Genomic DNA, 22,590 nt, shown 5'->3' on the forward strand with positions numbered 1-22,590 from the left:
TACAAATTTCAGCTATACAATCAAAATATTAAGAATATTTAATCACAAGTGGTTTTTGAATTTGTTTTGGAATTTAGTGAACTAATTGATTAATTACTTCATCGCTATTATAGTAAAAATCAGATGGCAAATCGGTACGATTGGTCAATAATCCAAAATTGTATTCATCATAGTTTTCTAAAGTGAGAGATTTAGCTTTCCCATCATTTGATAAACTTTTTACAAGTTTAAAAATAAATGAGTATTGCGAGTCAATATCAGTTGTTGAAAGATGGAATATTCCTTTTAAATCCTTTTCAATAATTTTTCTTACTTGCTTAGCAATTCCTGTATCAATTGCATGATTTAAAAAAATATTATCATATGCGTCAATTTCTTGACCCTTTTCTATTTTATCTTTTATTTCATTTAGTCTAGGCGATTGTTTTCCCCAAACCATTGGCAATCTTAATACGATCCCATTTTCGCCAATCTCATTCTTAATTAATTCTTCACATTTTATTTTAAATAGTCCATAATCTGATTCGGCAACTGGAAGATCGTTTTCAGCGTGATGCTTTGAAACTTCTCCATCAAAAACATTCGTAGTAGAACAAAAGAAAAATTTCGTTGAAGTTGATTTTATTTTTTCAACTATTCTAGAATGCGCCTCAAATTGAACATTAAAATCACCACGTAAACAAGAAACAATTGCATCTGGGCAAATACGGTCAATCCAGGTTAATATTTTCTCTGAATCATTAATATCCCATTGTAATTGATGATCATTTTTCAAATCTAATTTCGTTTGATTAAACGTTCCATAAACGTCATAATCAGGAGAAAATTCTTTTATTAAAGCCTTCCCAACTAGTCCGCTAGCACCTAAAATTAATAATTTCATTGCCTCTCTCCTTTTTACAAAATATTTAATAAACTTGTGATATATTGAATGTATCATAATAAACAGTGTTTACAAAGGTCATAAATTTAAAGTCCAGACTATTTGAAAACTTTTAATCAAACAGACTTAAATGATAATAGGGAGTGGGGTTCATATGAAAGCAAAGGTTCTTTTAAACAACCGTATTGTCGATTTAAAATCTGCAAATGTAAATATTTTAGATCGAGGTTATCAATTCGGAGATGGCGTTTATGAGGTTATTCGTTTTTTCAATAAGTCATATTTTGAACTCGATGCACATTTAATTCGCTTGAAGGAAAGCTGTGAAAAAATATTAATTCCTTTTAAAATGCACCTGAAAAAGCTTGAAAGTGATTTAGTTTATTTAATGAATACTTGCGATTACGATAATGGATATGTTTATATCCAAATTAGTAGAGGTGTAATGAACCGCAATCATATTTACCAAGACGAAGCTAATTTAAAGCCACAACTGATTGCATATACAGTAAGAGAAGATCATAGACCATTACAGCAAATGGAAAAAGGAATAACCGCTTTCATAACGAATGATATTCGATGGCTTCGCTGTGATATAAAAAGTTTAAACTTATTAGGTAGTGTTTTAGTAAAAAATGAGGCTTACGCTAAAGGAGCGAAAGAAGCCATTTTGCATAGAGATGGGATCATTACAGAAGGATCAGCAACAAATGTTTTTATCGTAAAAAACTCTACTCTATTCACTCATCCTGCCAATCACTTAATTCTAAATGGCATTACCCGAAAAGTGGTACTTGAAATTGCAAAAAAAGAAAAACTCGAAGTAAAAGAGATTCCTTTCTCAATTGATGAACTTTTAAATGCAGATGAAGCTTTTACAACAGCATCCGTTTCTGACATCCTACCTGTTACTTCAGTTTTAATTGACGAAAAATCCTATTCTATCGGTTTAGGAAAGCGTGGAGACATAACAAAGAGAATTCAAGATTCATACACTAATTTAATTGATAAAATTCCGCAGGATCAGTCAACTAACTAGACTACATTATCTAGCATTATAAAACCGCATCAAAATATAGTGGTTTACCTTAGTGAGGAGTGACTTGATTTGGCAATTGTTATAGCAATGTTGATCGCCTTATTTGGCGCAGCTCTTGCTCTCGTTTTTACTATAGGCCAATCTAGAAAACGAAAATATATCATATGGGGTATCGCAAATATGGTAGCCATTGGACCATTTTTGTCATTTGCTATTGGAATTACGTACGCTATTATCGAAGGAGATGGCTGGGCAGCGATGTTAATGTGGGTATTGTATCCATTCATATTTCTTATTGGTCTCATTCAGTTAATTATAGGGATCTTCATGAAAAAAAGCTCCGATAATAATATTTATAAGCACCATTAGTTACTGAAAAGTATAGCCTGTATCTTAGACTGAATTATAAGATACAGGCTTTTTGTTGTTTTTCTAACGATCGAAGTGCAACTTTCTTTTAATAAACATTTTTTACAATTGATTTAAAGTTTTGTTAAGTTGATTTTATTTGTATAAATGTAATATAGATTAATTTTTATATATAAAATGTTACATACTGCAAAATCCTGTACTATCATTGTAATTTCATTTTTAGTAAATAGGCTTTACATGTTTATGAAGTAAATATGTAAAAAGGGTGATTGCTATGGCAAGATTAACATCGTATGTAAAACGTATTTTAAATTCATTATTTACAAATATAGCTGAGGCAAAAGGAAAAAAAATAACCGGTTACAAATCAAAAATATGGATTAGTTACGGAGATAGTATCACTTCATCTAACGGATGGCAGCCTGCTGTTGCGGAAAAGTTAGGCTTGACTCATGTTAATAGAGGGATTGGCGGAACAACTGTAGCTGAAAATGGTTCGATTGCCTGGATTGATAAGAATGGAAATTACAAAGGTCAACCACCTAAATCACAGCCAAATGGCACGACAGTAATTTTATCAAGTATGTGTAACAGTCAAAGGATCAATGCTACGATTCCACTTAATACTCAACTTTTAACAATAATGGGTGGAACAAATGACTTTGGTAGAGGTATTCCTTTAGGAAAAGGGTTCCCAACAAATGAACGACCCAATTTAGACGAATCTACATTTATCGGTGCTTTGTGTTCAATGATTGAAAAAATACAAACAAGGTTACCAAATTGTAGGATTATTCTTATGACGCCTGTACCTAGATATCACAACGGAAAATATGAAGATAAAAATAAAGCCGGTTATTTAACATCTGATTATGCTAGAGCTGTTAAAGAAGTAGCTGCCTTTTACGCATTGCCATGTATCGACCTATACTCTAATGTTGGGTGGAATAGAATGAATGGTGAATATTATTTAATTGATAGTATGCATCCAAATAAAACTAGAGGATATAAACGTGTTTCAGAGATTGTAATTGGAGAATTAGAAGTTCTACAGCAGGATGCTAAAAGTAGTATAGTAGAAGAGGATCATAATCATACAACAGAAAATTAGAAAATAAAAAAATCGATCTCAAGAGTCAGCAACTTGACCTATGAGATCGATTTTTTTTATTGTCTTTTTAATAATCTAGCTACATCTTTCCACTTTACTTTTTCACTGTAATACATTACCCCATTAACATAAATATGGCTAGCAACACGAGTTAAAATCATTATTGAAACGATTAAAATTAATATACTAGCACTTATTTCTATAAAATTCATTTCTCCACTTACAAATCTAGAAAATGCTACAAGTGGAGCAAAAAATGGAATATATGAGCTAATTTGAACAAATGTACCACCTGGATTTACTAATGCATTAATACTAATAAAGAATGCCGCTACGACTAAAATAGTAATTGGCATCAGAACCATTTGAAGCTCTTCTGTTCTTGAAACAACTGATCCAATTGCAGCGTAAAGTAAACCATAAAGTAAATAACCTAATAAGAAATAAACTACAAATGCAATGATGGTTGTAGTATCTAATGCCTCTAAATCTATTTTCATTCCGAAAAAAGATATCGCATTCGTATTAACCCAGCCTAATAAATTGGCAAAAAGAAATCCTATTCCTAATACAATTAATTGTGCACAAGCTACAAAAAATACCGCAATGACTCTCCCGTATAAAGTCACGACAGGACTTACTTTTGGTAGTAATACTTCCATTACCCTAGAAGACTTCTCAGCAACAATTCCCGTTGCAATTGAGTTTCCATAAATTAATAGAAACATATACAATAAGAAACCGAAAAAGTAAGCAATTCCGAATGTAGCCATAGGATTTTTTAGAACATTTTCATTTACTTCTACTTTTTGCAATAACTTAGTTGCAGATTCAGGCGATAGCTTTAAATCTTGGGCAGTTTTATTTAAGTAATTTTGCTGCAAAGACATATTTACGACTGAAAGCACTTCACTATTTGAAAACTTTTTATACGTATATTGAATTGAAGGGACATTGTTCTTTTCGGAAAGAATAAGCAGTCCATCTTTTGAACCATCTTCAATTTGATTTTTTAAATCTTTTTCTTTCGATGCATCGCTCTGCTCAATCTTTGCAGATTTAATCGTTTTGTTTAAACTAGCAAGATCTACCGAATAATTTTTCGAATTATCGATTAAAACAATTTTATCTTTATCCTTATTACTCTTTTCTGTACCAGCAAAATATTTTTGTACTCCAAATATTCCAACGACTAATACAAATAAAATAACACTCATAATCATCGTTGCTCTCGCCAAAAGACCTTCACGTAAATGAAATAAAAAGACCGTACTAAACTTCTTCATTTATTTCGCCCTCTCTATAAAGATATCATTTAGTGTAGGTTCTAATAATTGAAACTTCTTTATAGAACCCAATTTTGACTTAATACGGTTTAAAATCGTAAAAGCCTCCTCATCACTTTTTACCTTTACGTAAATTCCTAATTGCTTTTGTTCATAACTTACATTATTGGAATCTAGTATTTGTTTAATCGATGTTATATCTTCTAAAATTAAATTTCTATACCCATAGTCTTCTTTTAAGCTATTTAAACTACCTTCCGCGACTACATTACCGTTCTTAAGTATACAAACATGCTCACAAAAAGCCTCCACTTGATCCATACGGTGGCTTGATAATATGACCGTTTTCCCTTTCTGAATTTGTTCGGTAATAATTGAAGCCATTAACTCAGCATTAACTGGATCTAGTCCACTAAATGGCTCATCTAAAATAATCAACTCAGGGTTATGTAATAAAGTTACAATTAGTTGAATTTTTTGTTGGTTACCTTTTGAAAGCTCCCCTGCCTTTTTATTTCGGTAATGTGGTATTTCTAGACGGTCTAGCCAATATGTTATTGCTACCTCAACCTCTTTATTAGACATACCTTCTAATTTCCCGAAATATTTAAGCTGATCAACAACTTTACTTTTGGTAAATAATCCTCTTTCTTCTGGTAAATACCCTACCTTAACTTTATCGGATTTAAATGGGCTCCCTTTCCAAGTTATTTCTCCTTTTGTAGGTGTAAGAAGACCTAATAACATTTTAATGGTGGTCGTTTTACCTGCCCCATTTCTACCTAATAAACCTAATACTCTTCCTGTAGGCAAAGTCAATGACAATTCGTTAACGGCAATAGTATCTCCAAAACTTTTAGAAAGCTGTTTTATTTCTAAAGTCAACGCTCTTCCCCCTTTGAAGTTTAAATGTAATTCATATACATTAAGCATACATTTTAAAGAATTTTAATTAAAGGTAAATATCGTAATTAGTTTATCAGTTCATTTAACTTGATTAGACTAAAGACAGAAACGAAAAAATGAGAATGCCACTCTAGCATTCTCATTTCAATGTGTTAACAAAGTTCTAATAACCAGATTTTCAGACTGATTGCAAGCGCTTGTCTTTCGAGGCGCGAAGCCTGATGAGGAGCGGAGTTACCCTAGACGGTAATGAGCACCGCTCAACAGGCGAAGCAACGAAGAAAGCGAGCGTTTGGCGGGCAGTCTGATTAATATGAAATACTACCTGAAATTAATAAACCTACTGTTACACTTAAAGTAAACAATAAAGCAGCTACTGCAATATTTCCTTCTTCAACCTTTTTAGCAAATGAAATTTTCGGAAATAATACAAATTCTGCAATCCAATATGTAACCATTTGAGCTATAATACCAACTAAGCTCCAAATAATGAAATCACCATAGTTAACTGAATACTTTGCTGCTGACATAATAACAATGGCTAAACCTACTAATTTTCCCGCTAATTTCAGTGCAACGGCAATATTACCGTCCTCTAAAATTAATTTTTGTTCACTCATCTTAGTGGTAAAAGTAAAAGCTAAAAATCCAATAAATAAAAGAATAAGTCCTGATCCTAAATACATTAAAGTACTAACAATACTATCCATTTATCTTCTCATCCCCTCATTAATTAATTTTTTTCTTCAACGATTCCTATTGGTAAAAAACAACTTTCGTTTCCGGTAATAATATTCCCAGCACGTACACCAATTGCGCCGTATTCTTCTTTAATTAAAAAACTACCTATTAATACATGTAAATCTAGCATTCCATCAGGAGTCATAACCCTTCTCATAGGTAAAGGTGAATATTGTTGAAACACCATAACTTGATCTTGATAGTTATTTTGTTTACTTTGTTGACGGTTTTCTCCGTTAATAATCTTAATTGAATCTCCTTCACGGCCAAATGCAGGTTTCTCAACATAGGGAAGATTGTTTTCTATAAAGAAATCTGGCTCTAAAAATGTTGGCAGAAAATGTTTTCTAATGGCCTCATGTTCTTCTACAGTAAAAACATCTGATTGCTCAATATGTAAATTCCAAATTAATGCTTGAACAGCCTTGGACTGTAGTAAGAATGAAGATAATGGATTAAAAATAATCAATTTCCCTTCTTTTACAAGTTCTAATAGTGCCAGGCCAATTTTTGTTCCATCTGAAGATTGATCAAGCTCTAGATGTTCAATTGGATAGGTTTGTCGGTAAAGAATGTGTATTCGTTCCCCTTTAGGTGTATAAAGTCCATCGTTTTCAATAATCTGTAAATCTTCTAGCGCTATTAATTGACTCTTGCCATTGTATAGGGATTGGATATATTTAGCTGTCTTCCAATCTTCTTCATGATCACCATGAGCTGTAAAAACAATAATTGGTTTATCTAACCCTTTTATGCTTTTGTTAACAACATGATTTATGACATAAGAAAGTTTCATTTCACTATCAGCATTAGGATTCTTCAAGTTAAAATAATCCGTAATGTAACCATTGACATGATGGGTCTCCATAATAAAAGTGGGGGTGTCACTATTGCATTCATAATGTTTCCAACCATCTTTTGTACGAACAAGGTCAATTCTTCTAATGATTCCTTCACTTTCAATCGTTTTATGACGTAAAAAAGGTACGATTTCCTTTGAATAACCAAGCATATAAAAAATATCATCTGGTAATTGTCTCATTAACCGAGCAGTCTTATCATAGATTTTACCAATTTGTTCCGTAATTAAATGAATTTCATCAACTTCACTTTCAGTCAACGGATAATAGTCTAATAAAGCATAATATGAATCTTGTAAATCCGCCCAAAAATCCGGAAGTTTTTGATATACTTCTTTACGTTTTCGTCTGTGATTCTGTAAATTCGCATTATCCATTATTAACCACCAAATCCTCCAGATGAACCTTTTCCAAAACCACTTTTACTTGAAGATGAAGTATGCCCTGCATATTTACTAGAAGATTTGTAGCTCTTATAAGAACTACTTGCATGAAGTGCCGTTCTTGTAGGATAAAATATTCCGCCATGATAATAACTATGGTAGTAATGACTAGTGCTATCATCACAAACCCAAACACCTTCGTCATCATCAAACTCCCAATCACGGCAATCGTCATTTTTCGGTTTATCTGGTCGGTCAGCATTTTGAGAACCACAGCCGGCTAATGTACTTACTGCTAAGCCACTCGTTAATGCGATACTAACTTTTTTCATTAATAATGATGTTTTTGACATTGGGATCTCCTTTCGAGTATTGAAAATTATTCTATTCTATACTAAACTAATCTCTTTCATAAAGTATATAGAAATTAGCTTGAACTATCCCTCTTACTCTCGTTATCTTTTAAACTAACCTCCAAATCCCCCAGAAACTCCACTGCCAAAACCACTTTTTTTAACTGAAGAATTTGTACTTTTAATCATGCCTGAGGATTTGTATTGATTAAAATCATTGTTGCTATATAACATATTTTTTGTTGCAAAGAATGAGCCTAAAAAGAAAAAATTACGGTAAAATGAGCTTGAAGTATCATCACAAATCCAAATATTATCTTCATAGTCAAATTCCCAATCACTACAATTTTCATCATCAGGCATTTCCGTATCTGTGTACGCAAAATCTATTTCGTCACTATCAGTATAATCAGTCTCATCAATACTATCTTCAGTCGTTGTCTCCTCATCAACCTCATTTACTTGCTTGGTATTTTCATAGACCGGTTGACTTGATTCATAAGAATTATCAGTTGTCTCAATCGACTCTGGTTCAGATCCACACCCGGTTAATGAACTTATTACAATACCACTTGTTATGGCAATACTCACTTTTTTCATTAATTTTGATGTTTTTGACATTGTATTCTCCTAATTCAATATATAAATACATACATTTCTATCCTAAACTGTGTTATATACTAATGTATATACAATTATTAAAGGAGTTTGAACAATGTTTAATACAGACAACATCTTTGTTCTTGAATATCGATTACTTGATGGAGAATTTACACGACCTATTTACCATTTTCCATTTTTATCAAAGGTCCAAATCTTTACAAGAAGATATTGCGATTACTTTATTTTAAATGGTTTTGTTTACGAGAATAGAGGCTCTTATATCGAGGAAGATCGATATGTAATTGAAGTAATTGAATCGGACATGGAAAATACTCCTTTTTACCATTTAACCAGACCGTTAGGCATTGAAATTAGAGATGTCGATACTTTTGATGAAATTCATTTCTATGAGAGTGGAGATGAATTGGATCTACTTTCTTGGCTTCAATCAACTTATATAACAATAAATCATCAAATTTACGAGCAAACTTCAAATGAAGTTGATCAAGACCGTAATACTTACGTGATGTATGTCAAACGGTATATTGAATAAAAAATAAGCTACCTAAGGCTTCCTAGGTAGCTTCAGACTGTTGACAAGCGCTTGCAATCAGTCTGATAATCATGTTTTTAGTACTTTGTCTATACAATAAAGCTACCTAAGTCTCCTTAGATAGCTTTATTGTATACTATAGTATTTGTTCTAGCTTGATTAAATCCTTACACTGTATGCCATTTTCCCATATTTCTTCATCATAATTATCAATAAAGAAATCATGAAAAACAGTACTGATTTGAAATCCGCAATTTTTATATAATGCTAATTGGTATGTACTTGAGTTACCGGTACAGATCGAAATTTTAGAATAACCAAGTTTTTTAGATTCATTAATACCATAATGGATTAAATTCTTTCCAAATCCTTGTCCTTGGAAGGTCGGATCAATTGCAATATTTTTAATTTCAACCTCTTCACTTGAATTTTCCATTAATACTAATACACCGACGAGTATTTTTTGTTCTAGTACTTCATAAATATTACTCTTTTGAATATATTTATCTACCATTTCTTTTGATGGATCAGCTAGTAATAATAGATTCCAATGCTCTTTCGTTAGAAATTGAATTTTATTTATATGATTCATTGATACTCCTTACTTTTTTAATCTTGCCTTTAAATAATTTATCGTATCATTGGTAGATTTTTGTACCGAAAGATTTGTAAATCCATGGTTTCCATTTTTAAGTGCAATCAACGTAACCATTTTTGGATTTTTTTTAGCAAATCGCTTAGATTGACTGAACGGAACAAGCTTATCTCCTGTTCCATGTACGATAAAGATTGGGACTTTTGTCTTTTCTACATATTGAATAGGACTCATTCGATTATACTCATCTGTCATTTGATCAACAGTACTATTCATATATTTATCTACAATTTCTGAACTTCTTGAAGAAGGAGATTGATTCATCGTCGTTAAGTCTGAAATTGGATACCAAGCAATAATATATTTTATTTTGTTTTGTATATCAGGCTGAAGACCAGTTAATAAGGCTAAGTGTCCACCAGCAGAAGCTCCAGCTATCCCGATTTGATTGCGATCAATTCCTAATTCAGTTGAATGTGTGTAAATAAAGTCGATTGCCGAATTCACATCACGAACTGGAAAGTTATATGAATAATTTTCTTTTGAATAAAGTGTGTAGTCTATACTAATTGCTGTATATCCATCTTTTACTATTTCATTAAAAATCGTACTCCAACGTTTATTTAACGCTTTGCTTCCATATCTCCAAGAACCGCCATGAACAAATATCAACGTTGGCGATGGACCATGAGAATTTTTAGATCGGTATATATCAAAGGTTTGTGGAACTTGGGCAGGATTTGTGTAACGTACATCTCTTTGCACAATAATATCTTTATTTACATCATTTATCTTCTTTTGGTGTTTATGTTGAAAACCATTAAATCCAACAAAGACAATTACAAAGATGACTAATGCTAAAATGATTTTCTTCAAGCCAATTCACCTTTCTAATTAAAAAGAGACTAACTCAGGTTATGTCTTCTAAGTTCATCTTTATGTAAGATTTTAAATGTCTACATAAATTAATAGAAATACACTAATGATGCTAGCCTCAATTACTTTATTTAATAACTGTTACATACAAAATTCCCCAAATTAAAAATACTGCACAAACCGCAAATAATATTTTTGCCAACTTTTCCATCTTAGAACCCCTATTACCTTATTTTAAATCGACAACAGTAACACCAATTCCGCCCTCGGAAGCTGCTCCATATCGATAGGATTTAACAGATCTGTGTTTTTTTAAATATTCCTGTACCCCTTGTCTCAGTGCACCAGTTCCTTTTCCATGAATGATATTAATTCGTGGATAACCGGCTAATAAAGCATCATCGATATATTTTTCAACACGAATTAGTGCATCTTCATATCTTTCACCTCTAAGATCCAGCTCAAGATTAACATGAAAATCCTTACCTTTTACAGAGGTAACAGTTCGTTCTTTTACTTCTTTAGGTGAACTAATATATTCAATATCTTTTTCTTTAACTTTCATCTTAATAATACCGAGCTGAACTTGCCATTCCCCTTCACTAACTTGATCAAGTAGTGTCCCTTTTTGGTTAAAACTAATTACTTTTACTTCGTCACCTTCACGAAGCTTTCTTTGTTTCTTCGGAGCGGCCTGAGGAATTGTTTTCTTTGGAGCATAAGGAATTGCCCCTTCTAAACGAGTTCTTGCCTCAATTAATTCATGATCTTTAATAGAAGCTAATTGGTTATTCTTTAACGATCTTAGCTCTTTAATAATTTCCTCAGCTTCTTGTTGTGCAACTCTGACACGCTTTTTCGCTTCTTCCTGTGCTCCACGATATAATTCATCACGGTGTTCATAAAATTCCATCATTTGCTTTTGTAAGTCTTTGAATACACGCTCTGATTCTTTACGGAAATCTTCTGCTTCTTTCCATTCTGTTTCTGCACCTTTTCTACTCGTTTCTAAAGATGCAATCATATTTTCAACTTCATTACTTTCTTCACTTACATGATTTCTTGCTTTTTCAATTACACGATTTGAAAGTCCAAGTCTTCTAGAAATCTCAAATGCATTACTTCTACCTGGAACACCAATTAATAGTCGATAAGTCGGACTTAATGTTTCGACATCAAATTCAACACTAGCATTCATAACGTGCTCTCGATTGTAACTATATGCTTTTAATTCAGGATAATGCGTTGTCGCTACTACTCTTGCACCGTATTCACTAACCTCATCTAAAATTGAGATTGCTAAAGCCGCACCTTCCTGAGGGTCAGTTCCAGCTCCTAATTCATCAAATAATACAAGACTACTATGATTAACATGTTTTAAAATATCTACAATATTCACCATATGAGAAGAGAATGTACTTAAGCTCTGTTCGATTGATTGTTCATCACCAATATCGGCGAAAATCTGCTCAAACACACAGATTTCTGAACCGTCTAGTGCAGGAATTTGTAGACCAGATTGTGCCATTAAAACACAAATACCAATCGTTTTTAAAGTAACGGTCTTACCACCCGTATTTGGACCAGTAATAACAATCGTAGTAAAATCTTTACCTAATTCAATATCATTAGCTACTACTATATCCCTTGGAATTAGAGGATGACGTGCTTTTTTTAATTTAAAATATCGATCGTTATTTAAAATAGGTTTACTTGCCTTAATTGAATGCGAATAGTTAGCTTTTGCAAATAAGAAATCCATTTCAGCTAAAATTTCAACATTTTGCAATAAATCCGCTGATGCCTCAGCTACTTGACCCGTTAATGCCATTAAAATTTTCTCAATTTCTTGCTCTTCTTTAACTTTAGCTTCTTGTAAACTATTGTTTAATGTAACGACAGCTTGTGGCTCAATAAATAATGTTTGACCAGAAGAAGATTGATCATGAACAATACCACCATAAACATGTCGATATTCTTGTTTTACTGGAATAACGAAACGATCATTACGAATCGTTACGATTGAATCTGATAACATTTTTTGTGCATTTGTTCCTCTAGTTAGACTCTCTAATTTTTCACGAATTCGGGCTTCAGCTGTTCGAACTTGTCCACGAATCGTTCTAAGTGTCACACTAGCGTCATCTAAAACTTCTCCGTTATCACCAATGGCAGCCTTTATATTTTTATCTAACTCTAATAAAGGAATGATTTGCTCACTTAATGATTCTAAGTATGGAATTTCTACTTCACTCTCAATTAAGCCCTCAATAAATCGAATCATTTGACGCCCGGCATATGTCACACCAGAAATCGCAATTAGCTCAGAAGGAGATAGCATTCCACCAATATCTGCCCTTTTTACTTGCATTCTTATATCTGATAATCCACCAAGAGGTACATTTCCTCGCAGACGAATAACTTTCACAGCTTCGTCGGTTGATTCATGTAGTTCTACAACTTCATCATAACTAGTACTTGGTAAAAGGTTTTTTATACGTTCCTTACCTAGTGAAGATGAAGCATGTTTAAGTAATTGTTCTTTTATTTTATCGTACTCTAAAACTCTTAACGTACGTTGCATACCCCGTCGGAACCTCCTTACACTCGATTACGTTTTCTTTCAATCAAACTTAAAAGTTCGAGTAATTCAAATGTATTTACAATATTTTCTCTTTTTAACCAAGCCTTCTTGGCCGCACTAACTCCAACAGTCATATGCTCTAGCATATCAATGTTATGTGCATCCGTATTTATTGATAACATCACACCAGCTTCCGCAGCCATCATTAACATTTCTTTATTTAAATCTAATCGATTCGGATTTGCATTTAATTCTAAAATTGTACCTGTTTCTTTTGCTACAGAAATTAATTCTTCAGCATTTACTTTGTACCCAGCTCTTCTGCCAATTTTTCGTCCTGTTGGATGGCCAATCATGCTAACATATGGATTTCTCATTGCATTTTTTAAACGCATCATGATAGTCTCTTCATCTTGACTAAAGCTAGAATGAATTGATGCAATTACAAAATCAAGTGAACGTAAAACATCATCTTCATAATCTAATGATCCATCAGGTAAAATATCCATTTCTACCCCATGTAGAATTGTAAAATCAGTGTATTTTTCATTAACACGCTGAATTTCTTCTTTTTGTTTCCATAAACGCTCAGGAGTTAAACCGTTCGCAACCTTTAAATATTGTGAATGGTCTGTGATGACAATATATTTATACCCCTTAGCACGACATGCATCTGCCATTTCTTCGATTGAATAGCCACCATCACTCCAAGTAGAGTGCATATGTAAATCAGATTTCATATCTTCTAAACGAATTAGTGGGTAATCGTTTGTAAAAGTTGAAACTTCCTTTCCATCCTCTCGTATTTCAGGTGGAAAACAAGGTAAATTAAAGTGAGCATAAAAATCTTCTTCATTTTCAAATGTTAAAACTTCTCCAGTATTAACGTTCTCAACACCGTACTCACTAATTTTTTCATCACGTTCTTTAGCCAATTGACGCATAGCTACATTATGATCCTTAGAACCAGTAAAATGATGTAGCGTTGTAGCAAACTCCTTAGGTTGAATAATTCGGAAGTCAACTGAAATCTCATATTCAACACCTTTTAAAACAAGAGAAACTTTTGTATCACCTTGTGCAATTATTCGAACGATTTCCGGCATCGAAAGTAATTGTTCTTTAATACTTTCAGGTTTATTTGATGCAACAATGAAGTCTAAATCTTTAACTGTTTCACGTACTCTTCTAAGGCTTCCTGCTCTTGAATACTTTTCAACATCCTTCATTCCTGCTAAATAAGCTTCAATTTTATCAGCAATCGGTAATACATCTGCTAGTGGCAAGCGTTCAGGCTGCTTACCAAACTCCTCGATTGATTCTAAAATATTTTTCTCTGTCTTTTTACCGAATCCAGCTAACCCTTGTAACTTACCATTTAAGCATGCTTCTTTTAACTGCTCCATGCTCTCAATTTGTAATGACTGATAAAGTTTAGCTACTTTTTTCCCACCTAATCCTGGTAGTCTAAGTAAAGGTAGTAAAGTTTTCGGCAATGACTCTTGTAGTTCTTCCAATACAGTACTTTTACCAGTTTCGATATATTCTAAAATTACTGCAGAAGTCCCTTTTCCGATTCCTTTTATAGCAGTAAAATCGTCGATTTGCTCAAGACTTCTTTCATCAGTTTCTAATGCATTTGCCGCTTTACGAAATGCTGATATTTTAAAAGCATTCTCACCTTTTAGTTCTAAATAAGTAGCAATTTGTTCTAACAGTTTAATTAACTCTTTTTTGTGCATTTTAAGTCACCTACTTAACATAGAAATTGTTTTTCAATTAAACTCGATTAAAGTATTTCAGTACTAGAAAATCCTTTCTCGTTCCATAATTCCATTAATTGATTTGATATAAATGGAGTATGTTGAACCATGAAATGCACGATATTTGATTTAAGTAATAATACATGAAGCGTATCAATTGGTATGATTAAAGCTATAAAAAGCCCCAAAACCAAAAATAAATAAGCCTCTATAAAACCAAAAATACCACCTAAGAAGGAGTTCATCTGCTTTAAAACCGGTAATTGGAAAACTCCATTTAATAACGAACCAATAAATGAAATAACTAACCTTGTCCCAATAAATAGTAAAGCAAAAGCTATAATTTCATAGACAAACTGCTCTGCATTTACGACCTGGCCACCACTTATATGAATTGGAAATATTTTTTTAAGCGAAGTAGCGGTCTGCTCATAATAATGATAAGCTAGGTATATGGAAAGTAAAAATCCTAGTAATCGTACAAGGCTGCTAATAAATCCTCTTCTCCAACCTGTCAAAATTCCTAAACTAAAAATAATAAGTATAATTAAATCAATCATTTTCTTTCTGCTCACTTTTCGTTTGTTTTTCTAATAATTTTTCGAGCATTTCAGCTCTTTCTTTTAATTTTACATAATCACTTACAATATTTATTGCTGTCAAGACAGCTAATTTATTAGTATCTAATAATGGATTCTTTTTATTTATTTCTTTCATTTTATCATCTACAATTGAGGCAACATGGCGAATATGATCTGTTGACTCGTCACCAGTAATTGCATAATGTTGCCCATAAATAGTTACATTTAGTTTTTGTTTCGATGAAGAATTGGACAACTTCATACCTCCATTCAGCTATAAACATTCTAACCTTAACTATAACATGAAATTCAATACAATCAAAAGTATTGGAAAATATCCATTTATAAAGGAGAAATTTATGTCAAACACTGTATTAACAGTTTCTGAGGATACTCTCTTAAAGATGAAAGCACACTACCAAAGTAGCCTCCAATCAAAAGTACCACAAGGTGGAGTATTTATGGCCAAACCAAGTGGCTGTACAATTACTGCATATAAATCTGGTAAAGTAATGTTTCAAGGCTCAAATTGTGATGCTGAAGTAAGTAAATGGCAAGGCAAATCGGCTAGCCAAACGATTAAAAAGGTAAACCCTACAAATACGAATTCAACTTTACCAAAAAACTTTTCAAGTCTTGCAGTAATAGGTAGTGATGAAGTTGGTACAGGCGACTACTTTGGACCAATGACAGTAGTAGCTTCCTTTGTAGAACCAAGTCAATTCGAATTATTAAAAGAATTAGGCGTAAAAGATTCCAAAGAACTAACTGACGATGCCATATGTAGCATTGCAAAAAAAATTGTTCATGTCGTAACCTACAGCCTCTTAGTACTACATAATGAGAAATACAATGCTATGCAAGAAAAAGGCTATAATATGAACAAACTAAAGGCTCTTTTACATAACCAAGCAATTCGAAATACTATTTCAAAATTGGAAGATAAAAAATATGATGCAATCTTAATTGATCAATTTACTCCTCCAAATCTGTACTACGGATATTTAAAAGGAACAAAAGAAGTTATTCGTGATAAGGTTCAATTTGCTACTAAAGCAGAAGGTTTGCATCTCTCAGTTGCCGTTTCTTCTATCTTAGCCCGCTATGCTTTCCTACAACAAATGGATCAATTAAGTGAAAAAGCTGGCATGACCTTACCAAAAGGTGCCGGAGCAAAAGTTGATCAAGCCGCTGCAAAACTAATTAAATCAAAAGGTTTTGAAGCTTTAAGAAGTTTAACGAAATTACATTTTGCTAATACCGAAAAGGCATTAAAAATTGCTAAAAAATGATATTCCTAAAGTGCATTCTAAAGGAATATGAAAACATCAAAAAAGCTGTATTCTAAACATATATTTAGAATACAGCATCTAGTATAAATATAATGAAACCTAATAGGCTAGCAACTTGTTTTTGTTTTTTATATCGAAGCATCGGTTTAGATAATAAAAATAAACAAATCAAAAATCCAAAAGGGATCGGTAACCAAAATAACCTAAATGGTAAAGAAGCTAGTACATAATAACCGATCATTTGAAACCCAAGATTACTAACATCCCGCTTAATGGCATCTTTATAAACTGCTAACACTCCAATTAACAATCCGACATAAAGCAAAAAGATTAACATCAAGCCACCTCCAAGATTGTCCTACTAATAACCTATTCACCTATGGCTTGTCTAAAGACTCATAAAGAAAAATGTTTAAACATATTCATAACATGTAGAAACGAAGGAGGAATAGTTAGATGAATAATTTAATGAACGAATATAGTAGTCTAATCCAATCTGTTCCAAAAATCATCAGAGCCTTATCGAATACAGATTTTAAACCAAATCATACAAAATGGTCTAAAAAAGAAATCCTTGGACATCTTTGCGATTCTGCGACTATGAATCATAAAAGATTTATAGATCGATTGTCATCTAATGATGAACTAGTTTTGGAGCTTTATAAACAAAATTCATGGGTAGCATTAAATGATTATCAAAATAGCTATACAATTGAAGAAATTCTTACTTTATGGACTGCCCTAAATTCACGTTTCATGAATGTGCTCGTAAACATTTCAGAAGACCAATGGAAACTACAATATATTAGTCAAAATGAAGAATCTGTTACATTAAGTTGGTTATTTACTGACTACATTGACCATATGAAGCATCATTTAAATCAAATATTAGGATAGGATCAAGGTGTCGCCATGAAATTTAAAGTGAAGAAAAATCCTCTATTAGTCGTCCTAATTCTGAGCTTAATTCCCATCATTATTTCAGTTCCCATCATCAGCTTTATTGAAGCTGATCGCACAGTAATCATCATAAGTTTAGTAGTCTTTGTCTTTCTATTACCAATATTGATTGTTCTTGTTTGGGCATTATTCAACACATACCATGAATTAACCGAAACTGAATTCAAATCAAAATTTGGTTTTATAACAATTCTCATTCCATACAGTGAAATTAGAACAGTTACTTTCTCCAATAATCCAGTTTCATCACCTGCATGGACCTTTAAACGTTTAAAAATCGAATACAAAAAGTACGGATTTGCCTTACTTTCACTTCCAAAAGACGAAGAAATTTTTTTACAAGAAATCAAAAAACGCTGTCCAAATGCTACTATTATAAATCGTCAAAAAGCAGAAGTTATATTTAATTACGATCTTTAAAACAAAGAAAACTCACAAGGTAATAAGATCCTTGCGAGTTTTCTTTGTTTATTATTGATTTTTAGCCTGATTTCTCCAAAAATAGTTGGAGATATAATTCATGAACCTTTATGAGGTACTACATTCCATCTTTCTGCTCTTTTACTTACTCATCCCCCCCTCATGAGGTACTATATTCCATCTTTTTGCTTTTTTACTTACTCATGAACCACTCATGAGGTATTATAATGCATCTTTTGCTTTTTTACTTACTCATGAATCCTTCTAATCACATTTCCCTAATCTAAGGCACAAAAAAAGTCTCATAAGCACTTTGACTTACAAGACCTCTCTCTACATAATTAATTATTAATATACTTCTCAAACACCGATCCGAAATCTTTAACTTTGTATTGATCTCTTGACTTCATTAACCATTCAAAAGCAGCTTCATTAATTTCTTTAAAACTGTTCACTAAATTATTTTCATTTGAAGTTACGCGGCCTAATGTTGTAGAAGCAATTTCGATGCTTTCTTTCGCATACCCTAGTGCTTTTTCGTTTTCATGACTAATTTCGGCAATCATTAGTAACGCTTTATATAGATCCTTAACTTGTTCAATATGTTTTTTATGAACATCAATCGAAAACTCTCTACCACCAATGTTGAACTTAATTTCAACATCTAAATCAATTGTACCAGCTGTTTCAAGTAAAACATGTGTGATTTTATGAGTGTGATAATTATAACGATGAAGTGTACGCTTTTTACTTATTGCACTTGTACCGTCTAAATGGATTAAAGCTTTATTCGTAAAGCAATACTCATCTGATTTTGATTTAATTAAGAAATAAATTTTTTCATTATCTTCATGCATTACATAATCGTCAGAATCAACTTTGTCATAATTTTTCGGTTCAATAACACTACCTACATCACTTAAACCAAGCATATCTGCAGCAACTTTACCAAACATTAAACTTCCTCCTCCGAATAGTAGGTATGGCTAATTCTATATTTATACGCCTTCAAAACCCACTTTTTGACTATTACACTTCTGAATTATACATTAAATACAAAAATATAGGGATAGGAATAGTAGGTGTATATGGATTTTTTTTCCTCTTTTTCAAAAGTCCTCTCGGTTCAAACCCTCCTCCCTTAAGTTATAGCTTAATTTACTGTTGAACACATACCCAGTTGCAGACTATAATTAGATGGTGACTGTTTAAATTACGTTCTTTCATAAAAGAACATTATTATATGAAAAATAGAGAAAAGGTGTCGATCTATGAGTATTTTAACTGTAAAAAACTTAAGCCATGGATTCGGTGATCGTGCAATTTTTAATGATGTATCATTCCGTCTATTAAAAGGTGAACATATCGGTCTTATTGGTGCAAATGGTGAAGGTAAATCAACTTTCATGAATATCGTTACTGGAAAATTACAGCCTGATGAAGGTAAGGTTGAATGGTCTAAAAAAGTACGTGTAGGTTATTTAGATCAGCATGCTGTATTACAACCAGGTATGACAATTCGTGATGTATTAAAAAGTGCTTTCCAATATATGTTTGATATGGAAAATGAAATTAATGATTTATATGTAAAAATGGCTGAAGCAACTCCGGAAGAAATGGAGAAAATGCTTGAAGATGTTGGTGTTCTTCAAGATACTTTAACAAATAATGATTTCTATATTATTGATGCTAAAGTTGAAGAAATTGGTCGTGGTTTAGGTTTAGAAGATATCGGACTTGATCGCGATGTAACTGAACTTTCTGGTGGTCAACGTTCAAAGGTTCTTCTATCAAAACTTCTTTTAGAAAAACCAGATATTTTATTACTAGATGAGCCTACTAACTATTTAGATGAGCAACATATTGAATGGTTAAAGCGCTATTTACAAGAGTATGAAAATGCATTTATTTTAATTTCACATGATATTCCATTTTTAAATAGTGTTATTAACTTGATTTATCATATGGAAAACCAAGAATTAAATCGATATGTTGGTGATTATGAAAATTTCAAAGGAATTCATGAAATGAAAAAATCACAATTAGAATCAGCTTATAAACGTCAACAACAAGAAATCTCTGAACTAAAAGATTTCGTTGCTCGTAATAAAGCTCGTGTTTCTACTCGTAATATGGCTATGTCTCGCCAAAAGAAACTTGATAAAATGGATGTAATCGAGCTTGCACGTGAAAAGCCAAAACCAGAATTCAACTTCAAACCTGCTCGTACTTCAGGTAAATTAATATTTGAAGCAAAAGATTTAGTGATTGGTTACGATGAGCCTCTATCTAAACCGTTAAATCTACGTATGGAACGTGGACAGAAAATTGCTTTAGTTGGTGCGAACGGTATCGGTAAAACGACGTTAATGCGTAGTTTACTTGGAGATATTAAACCAATTTCTGGTGAAGTTGAGCGCGGTGAATTCCTTCACATTGGATACTTCGAACAAGAAGTAAAAAGTGATAATAATAAAACATGTATCGATGAAGTTTGGGATGAATTCCCATCATTTACGCAATATGAAGTTCGTTCTGCACTTGCAAAATGTGGTTTAACGACTAAGCATATTGAGAGTAAAGTTGCAGTTTTAAGTGGTGGAGAAAAGGCAAAAGTTCGTTTATGTAAGTTAATTAATCAAGAAACAAACTTACTTGTTCTCGATGAGCCTACTAACCATTTAGATGTAGATGCTAAAGAAGAACTAAAACGCGCACTAAAAGAGTACAAAGGAAGTCTTTTAGTTATCTGTCACGAACCTGAATTCTATCAAGGATTAGTTACAGATGTATGGAATGGTGAAAACTGGACTACTAAAGTGTTTTAAGATGATATTATAAAAAAAGAGAGTATCAAAAAGAAATCCTTTTTGAACACTCTCTTTTTTTTATAATATCAATCTAAATTTAATGCTGCTTCACCAATTTCAGCTAACTTTTTTTGCCCTTCAATTGTAGGGTGAATATCATTCTGTCTAACATATGTACTTTGACGATTATAGAATGTTGAAAAAGCGTCTGCTATAACGATGTTAGAAACTCCAATTGCTTTGAGAGAATTCACTGAATTGTAAATATTTTTGTTAATAATGTTACTCAATAGGAAATTTCCTTGTGCATACATAGGATCTGTAGTTTGGAAAGGATTATAAATGTTATATACTAAAATCGGTGCATCAGTAAGAGATCTAATTTCTAAAATAGTATCCGATAAATTCTTTAATAACACAGGTAGCATTGCACCAACTGATTGCTGTAGTTTAGTAGAATCTCCATTACTCGCTTTGAGAGCTTGAAGAAGATCGTTGTTTCCAATATCTAAAGTTACATAATCAGCATGTCTAACTGCATCTCGATATGTATCATCATTCTTGATTGAGAACAATAATTGATCAGTCCTCCAGCCTGGAACACCTAAGTCACGAACTCTTAGATTAGCATCTTGTCCAATAATATATGGAAAAGCAACCTTAGAAGGATGATCATTATTTACACCTAAATTGTAACCAAACGTAATCGAATCTCCTAAAGCTACGAGTGATTTCTTTGCATTTTCACTCTGTGCCATAGCAGCGGTTGAAAACATAGTACTTGCTAAAGTTAAAGCAGAAATTGTTGTTAATAATTTTTTCATTATTAAATTCCTCCCTTAAAATAATGCCTTTTAAAATGGATTATAATTAAAAAAATTTACAAAATGTGTCGAATTAAGCTACAAAACTTTTGGTAAATTTTAGGTAATAAAAAAAGAGTAATGCATTTATATTAAATACATCACTCTACATGTCATATTATTTGTTTAAGAAAGTGTAATATTTTGACTTAACTTAGAAGTCCATTCACTTGGATGTTTTCTTTTCTTTGTTCCTTTTGGCATTGAATTTATATAACCGATATGAAGAGCTCCTAAAATTTTTCGATTTTCTGGAATACCCATCTCTTTGTAAAATTGTTTATCAAAAATATAAGGATTTGTTCGCCATACCATTCCAATATTCTTTTCCCAAGCTGCTAATTGTAAATTTTGAACAAATGCACAGGTTGCGCCAATCGCTTCTAAATTTTTCTTTTCATTTTCTGAGTGGTCTGTCGTAATAATTAAATGCATAGGTGTGTCGATGATATATGTTTTAAAGAATTCCGTTGATTTTTTAATTTTCTCAACTGTATATGTTTCAGTTAATTCCATTCTTTCGTAGCTATCTACAATTTTTGAAGCATAATATTCTTTTTCTTTTTTTTCAGAAACCATAATGAATTGCCACGGCTCTTCTTTACTGTGGAAAGGAGCATAAGATGCTGCTTCAAGTAGCTCCATTATATCTTCTAAATCAATTGGATCTTTTTTTGTATCTCGAATTGTTCTTCTATTTTTAATTAGATCTAAAATCGACATCAAATATTATTCTCCTTATTCTTACTACTCTCT

At 32.3% G+C, this 22,590-nt stretch carries 25 protein-coding genes; 8 read left to right on the top strand and 17 right to left on the bottom strand.

The window, feature by feature from the left end; genetic code table 11:
- Positions 1 to 73: 73 nt before the first annotated feature.
- Positions 74 to 883: a Rossmann-fold NAD(P)-binding domain-containing protein gene (locus V5E38_RS16055; RefSeq protein WP_499210743.1), complete on the bottom strand. Its 810-nt coding sequence runs from the start codon at positions 881 to 883 to the stop codon at positions 74 to 76.
- Between the two features lie 154 nt (positions 884 to 1,037).
- Here V5E38_RS16055 and dat point away from each other — a divergent pair, with 154 nt between their 5' ends.
- From dat to V5E38_RS16070, 3 genes are all read left to right on the top strand, one after another.
- Complete coding sequence (gene dat / locus V5E38_RS16060; RefSeq protein ID WP_387329006.1) at positions 1,038 to 1,922, top strand: D-amino-acid transaminase; 885 nt, start codon at positions 1,038 to 1,040, stop codon at positions 1,920 to 1,922.
- 69 nt (positions 1,923 to 1,991) lie between these two features.
- Positions 1,992 to 2,291: a hypothetical protein gene (locus V5E38_RS16065; protein ID WP_097978371.1), complete on the top strand. Its 300-nt coding sequence runs from the start codon at positions 1,992 to 1,994 to the stop codon at positions 2,289 to 2,291.
- Positions 2,292 to 2,568: 277 nt separating this feature from the next.
- Positions 2,569 to 3,405, top strand: a complete 837-nt coding sequence (locus tag V5E38_RS16070) for an SGNH/GDSL hydrolase family protein (RefSeq protein WP_499210744.1) — start codon at positions 2,569 to 2,571, stop codon at positions 3,403 to 3,405.
- 56 nt (positions 3,406 to 3,461) lie between these two features.
- Here V5E38_RS16070 and V5E38_RS16075 read toward each other — a convergent pair whose 3' ends face one another.
- The 6 genes from V5E38_RS16075 to V5E38_RS16100 form a co-directional block, all read right to left on the bottom strand.
- A complete protein-coding gene (locus V5E38_RS16075) occupies positions 3,462 to 4,691 on the bottom strand; it encodes an ABC transporter permease (protein WP_499210745.1) in 1,230 nt (409 codons plus the stop codon).
- The gene (locus tag V5E38_RS16080) at positions 4,692 to 5,576 is read right to left on the bottom strand and encodes an ABC transporter ATP-binding protein (RefSeq protein ID WP_499210746.1); all 885 of its coding nucleotides are present in this window, start codon (positions 5,574 to 5,576) and stop codon (positions 4,692 to 4,694) included.
- Between the two features lie 329 nt (positions 5,577 to 5,905).
- On the bottom strand, positions 5,906 to 6,307 hold the full coding sequence (locus V5E38_RS16085) for a DUF350 domain-containing protein (RefSeq protein WP_069034569.1): 402 nt from the start codon (positions 6,305 to 6,307) through the stop codon (positions 5,906 to 5,908).
- A 23-nt stretch (positions 6,308 to 6,330) separates the two neighbouring features.
- A complete protein-coding gene (locus V5E38_RS16090; protein WP_499210747.1) occupies positions 6,331 to 7,575 on the bottom strand; it encodes a glutathionylspermidine synthase family protein in 1,245 nt (414 codons plus the stop codon).
- Between the two features lie 2 nt (positions 7,576 to 7,577).
- Entirely contained in the window at positions 7,578 to 7,934 is a 357-nt protein-coding gene (locus V5E38_RS16095) for a hypothetical protein (RefSeq protein ID WP_499210748.1), read from the bottom strand.
- Between the two features lie 114 nt (positions 7,935 to 8,048).
- Positions 8,049 to 8,555, bottom strand: coding sequence for a hypothetical protein (locus V5E38_RS16100; protein WP_499210749.1), 507 nt, complete (start codon positions 8,553 to 8,555; stop codon positions 8,049 to 8,051).
- A 94-nt stretch (positions 8,556 to 8,649) separates the two neighbouring features.
- Between V5E38_RS16100 and V5E38_RS16105 the strand changes: the two genes are divergently transcribed.
- On the top strand, positions 8,650 to 9,090 hold the full coding sequence (locus tag V5E38_RS16105) for a hypothetical protein (RefSeq protein WP_097978363.1): 441 nt from the start codon (positions 8,650 to 8,652) through the stop codon (positions 9,088 to 9,090).
- Between the two features lie 136 nt (positions 9,091 to 9,226).
- Here the strand turns inward: V5E38_RS16105 and V5E38_RS16110 are convergent, their stop codons facing one another.
- From V5E38_RS16110 to zapA, 6 genes are all read right to left on the bottom strand, one after another.
- Positions 9,227 to 9,682 (bottom strand): GNAT family N-acetyltransferase, encoded by a 456-nt coding sequence (locus tag V5E38_RS16110; protein WP_499210750.1) that lies wholly within the window; start codon positions 9,680 to 9,682, stop codon positions 9,227 to 9,229.
- 9 nt (positions 9,683 to 9,691) lie between these two features.
- On the bottom strand, positions 9,692 to 10,561 hold the full coding sequence (locus V5E38_RS16115; RefSeq protein ID WP_176522640.1) for an alpha/beta hydrolase: 870 nt from the start codon (positions 10,559 to 10,561) through the stop codon (positions 9,692 to 9,694).
- A 229-nt stretch (positions 10,562 to 10,790) separates the two neighbouring features.
- A complete protein-coding gene (locus tag V5E38_RS16120; protein ID WP_097978360.1) occupies positions 10,791 to 13,145 on the bottom strand; it encodes an endonuclease MutS2 in 2,355 nt (784 codons plus the stop codon).
- A gap of 17 nt (positions 13,146 to 13,162) precedes the next feature.
- Positions 13,163 to 14,887 carry a DNA polymerase/3'-5' exonuclease PolX gene (gene polX, locus V5E38_RS16125; RefSeq protein ID WP_499210751.1) on the bottom strand — a complete coding sequence of 575 codons (1,725 nt, stop codon included), beginning with the start codon at positions 14,885 to 14,887 and terminating at the stop codon, positions 13,163 to 13,165.
- Between the two features lie 47 nt (positions 14,888 to 14,934).
- Positions 14,935 to 15,468, bottom strand: a complete 534-nt coding sequence (locus V5E38_RS16130; RefSeq protein ID WP_499210752.1) for a CvpA family protein — start codon at positions 15,466 to 15,468, stop codon at positions 14,935 to 14,937.
- Entirely contained in the window at positions 15,461 to 15,751 is a 291-nt protein-coding gene (gene zapA / locus V5E38_RS16135) for a cell division protein ZapA (protein ID WP_056472333.1), read from the bottom strand. The genes V5E38_RS16130 and zapA overlap by 8 nt, the downstream gene beginning before the upstream one ends.
- Positions 15,752 to 15,848: 97 nt before the next feature.
- On the opposite strand from zapA, the gene rnhC reads away from it, so the two are divergent.
- On the top strand, positions 15,849 to 16,781 hold the full coding sequence (gene rnhC, locus V5E38_RS16140; protein ID WP_499210753.1) for a ribonuclease HIII: 933 nt from the start codon (positions 15,849 to 15,851) through the stop codon (positions 16,779 to 16,781).
- A 64-nt stretch (positions 16,782 to 16,845) separates the two neighbouring features.
- Here rnhC and V5E38_RS16145 read toward each other — a convergent pair whose 3' ends face one another.
- Positions 16,846 to 17,118, bottom strand: coding sequence for a hypothetical protein (locus tag V5E38_RS16145; RefSeq protein ID WP_097978356.1), 273 nt, complete (start codon positions 17,116 to 17,118; stop codon positions 16,846 to 16,848).
- A 119-nt stretch (positions 17,119 to 17,237) separates the two neighbouring features.
- Between V5E38_RS16145 and V5E38_RS16150 the strand changes: the two genes are divergently transcribed.
- Both V5E38_RS16150 and V5E38_RS16155 read left to right on the top strand, forming a co-directional pair.
- Positions 17,238 to 17,678, top strand: a complete 441-nt coding sequence (locus V5E38_RS16150; RefSeq protein WP_499210754.1) for a DinB family protein — start codon at positions 17,238 to 17,240, stop codon at positions 17,676 to 17,678.
- Between the two features lie 15 nt (positions 17,679 to 17,693).
- Positions 17,694 to 18,161 (top strand): PH domain-containing protein, encoded by a 468-nt coding sequence (locus tag V5E38_RS16155; protein ID WP_499210755.1) that lies wholly within the window; start codon positions 17,694 to 17,696, stop codon positions 18,159 to 18,161.
- Between the two features lie 341 nt (positions 18,162 to 18,502).
- On the opposite strand, the gene V5E38_RS16160 is transcribed toward V5E38_RS16155, so the two are convergent.
- Complete coding sequence (locus V5E38_RS16160) at positions 18,503 to 19,117, bottom strand: PH domain-containing protein (protein ID WP_499210756.1); 615 nt, start codon at positions 19,115 to 19,117, stop codon at positions 18,503 to 18,505.
- A gap of 315 nt (positions 19,118 to 19,432) precedes the next feature.
- On the opposite strand from V5E38_RS16160, the gene V5E38_RS16165 reads away from it, so the two are divergent.
- The gene (locus V5E38_RS16165; RefSeq protein WP_097978352.1) at positions 19,433 to 20,989 is read left to right on the top strand and encodes an ABC-F family ATP-binding cassette domain-containing protein; all 1,557 of its coding nucleotides are present in this window, start codon (positions 19,433 to 19,435) and stop codon (positions 20,987 to 20,989) included.
- A gap of 68 nt (positions 20,990 to 21,057) precedes the next feature.
- Here the strand turns inward: V5E38_RS16165 and V5E38_RS16170 are convergent, their stop codons facing one another.
- A complete protein-coding gene (locus V5E38_RS16170; protein WP_499210757.1) occupies positions 21,058 to 21,795 on the bottom strand; it encodes an SGNH/GDSL hydrolase family protein in 738 nt (245 codons plus the stop codon).
- Positions 21,796 to 21,960: 165 nt separating this feature from the next.
- Positions 21,961 to 22,557 (bottom strand): nitroreductase family protein, encoded by a 597-nt coding sequence (locus V5E38_RS16175; protein WP_499210758.1) that lies wholly within the window; start codon positions 22,555 to 22,557, stop codon positions 21,961 to 21,963.
- Positions 22,558 to 22,590 lie beyond the last annotated feature (33 nt).

Origin of the sequence: Rossellomorea sp. GAMAL-10_SWC (assembly GCF_049568075.1) — a bacterium.
Taxonomy (GTDB): Bacteria; Bacillota; Bacilli; order Bacillales; family Bacillaceae_G; genus Gottfriedia.

What these genes read in the sequence shown, in the direction of transcription:
- V5E38_RS16160 (WP_499210756.1), bottom strand. Translation starts at nt 19,117, where the DNA reads ATGTTTGGTAAAGTTGCTGCAGATATGCTTGGTTTAAGTGATGTAGGT.
- V5E38_RS16165 (WP_097978352.1), top strand. Translation starts at nt 19,433, where the DNA reads ATGAGTATTTTAACTGTAAAAAACTTAAGCCATGGATTCGGTGATCGT.
- V5E38_RS16150 (WP_499210754.1), top strand. Translation starts at nt 17,238, where the DNA reads ATGAATAATTTAATGAACGAATATAGTAGTCTAATCCAATCTGTTCCA.
- V5E38_RS16120 (WP_097978360.1), bottom strand. Translation starts at nt 13,145, where the DNA reads ATGCAACGTACGTTAAGAGTTTTAGAGTACGATAAAATAAAAGAACAA.
- V5E38_RS16175 (WP_499210758.1), bottom strand. Translation starts at nt 22,557, where the DNA reads ATGTCGATTTTAGATCTAATTAAAAATAGAAGAACAATTCGAGATACA.
- V5E38_RS16145 (WP_097978356.1), bottom strand. Translation starts at nt 17,118, where the DNA reads ATGTTAATCTTTTTGCTTTATGTCGGATTGTTAATTGGAGTGTTAGCA.
- V5E38_RS16070 (WP_499210744.1), top strand. Translation starts at nt 2,569, where the DNA reads ATGGCAAGATTAACATCGTATGTAAAACGTATTTTAAATTCATTATTT.
- V5E38_RS16095 (WP_499210748.1), bottom strand. Translation starts at nt 7,934, where the DNA reads ATGTCAAAAACATCATTATTAATGAAAAAAGTTAGTATCGCATTAACG.
- rnhC (WP_499210753.1), top strand. Translation starts at nt 15,849, where the DNA reads ATGTCAAACACTGTATTAACAGTTTCTGAGGATACTCTCTTAAAGATG.
- dat (WP_387329006.1), top strand. Translation starts at nt 1,038, where the DNA reads ATGAAAGCAAAGGTTCTTTTAAACAACCGTATTGTCGATTTAAAATCT.
- V5E38_RS16090 (WP_499210747.1), bottom strand. Translation starts at nt 7,575, where the DNA reads ATGGATAATGCGAATTTACAGAATCACAGACGAAAACGTAAAGAAGTA.
- V5E38_RS16100 (WP_499210749.1), bottom strand. Translation starts at nt 8,555, where the DNA reads ATGTCAAAAACATCAAAATTAATGAAAAAAGTGAGTATTGCCATAACA.
- V5E38_RS16055 (WP_499210743.1), bottom strand. Translation starts at nt 883, where the DNA reads ATGAAATTATTAATTTTAGGTGCTAGCGGACTAGTTGGGAAGGCTTTA.
- V5E38_RS16085 (WP_069034569.1), bottom strand. Translation starts at nt 6,307, where the DNA reads ATGGATAGTATTGTTAGTACTTTAATGTATTTAGGATCAGGACTTATT.
- V5E38_RS16110 (WP_499210750.1), bottom strand. Translation starts at nt 9,682, where the DNA reads ATGAATCATATAAATAAAATTCAATTTCTAACGAAAGAGCATTGGAAT.
- V5E38_RS16170 (WP_499210757.1), bottom strand. Translation starts at nt 21,795, where the DNA reads ATGAAAAAATTATTAACAACAATTTCTGCTTTAACTTTAGCAAGTACT.
- V5E38_RS16075 (WP_499210745.1), bottom strand. Translation starts at nt 4,691, where the DNA reads ATGAAGAAGTTTAGTACGGTCTTTTTATTTCATTTACGTGAAGGTCTT.
- zapA (WP_056472333.1), bottom strand. Translation starts at nt 15,751, where the DNA reads ATGAAGTTGTCCAATTCTTCATCGAAACAAAAACTAAATGTAACTATT.
- V5E38_RS16105 (WP_097978363.1), top strand. Translation starts at nt 8,650, where the DNA reads ATGTTTAATACAGACAACATCTTTGTTCTTGAATATCGATTACTTGAT.
- polX (WP_499210751.1), bottom strand. Translation starts at nt 14,887, where the DNA reads ATGCACAAAAAAGAGTTAATTAAACTGTTAGAACAAATTGCTACTTAT.
- V5E38_RS16155 (WP_499210755.1), top strand. Translation starts at nt 17,694, where the DNA reads ATGAAATTTAAAGTGAAGAAAAATCCTCTATTAGTCGTCCTAATTCTG.
- V5E38_RS16130 (WP_499210752.1), bottom strand. Translation starts at nt 15,468, where the DNA reads ATGATTGATTTAATTATACTTATTATTTTTAGTTTAGGAATTTTGACA.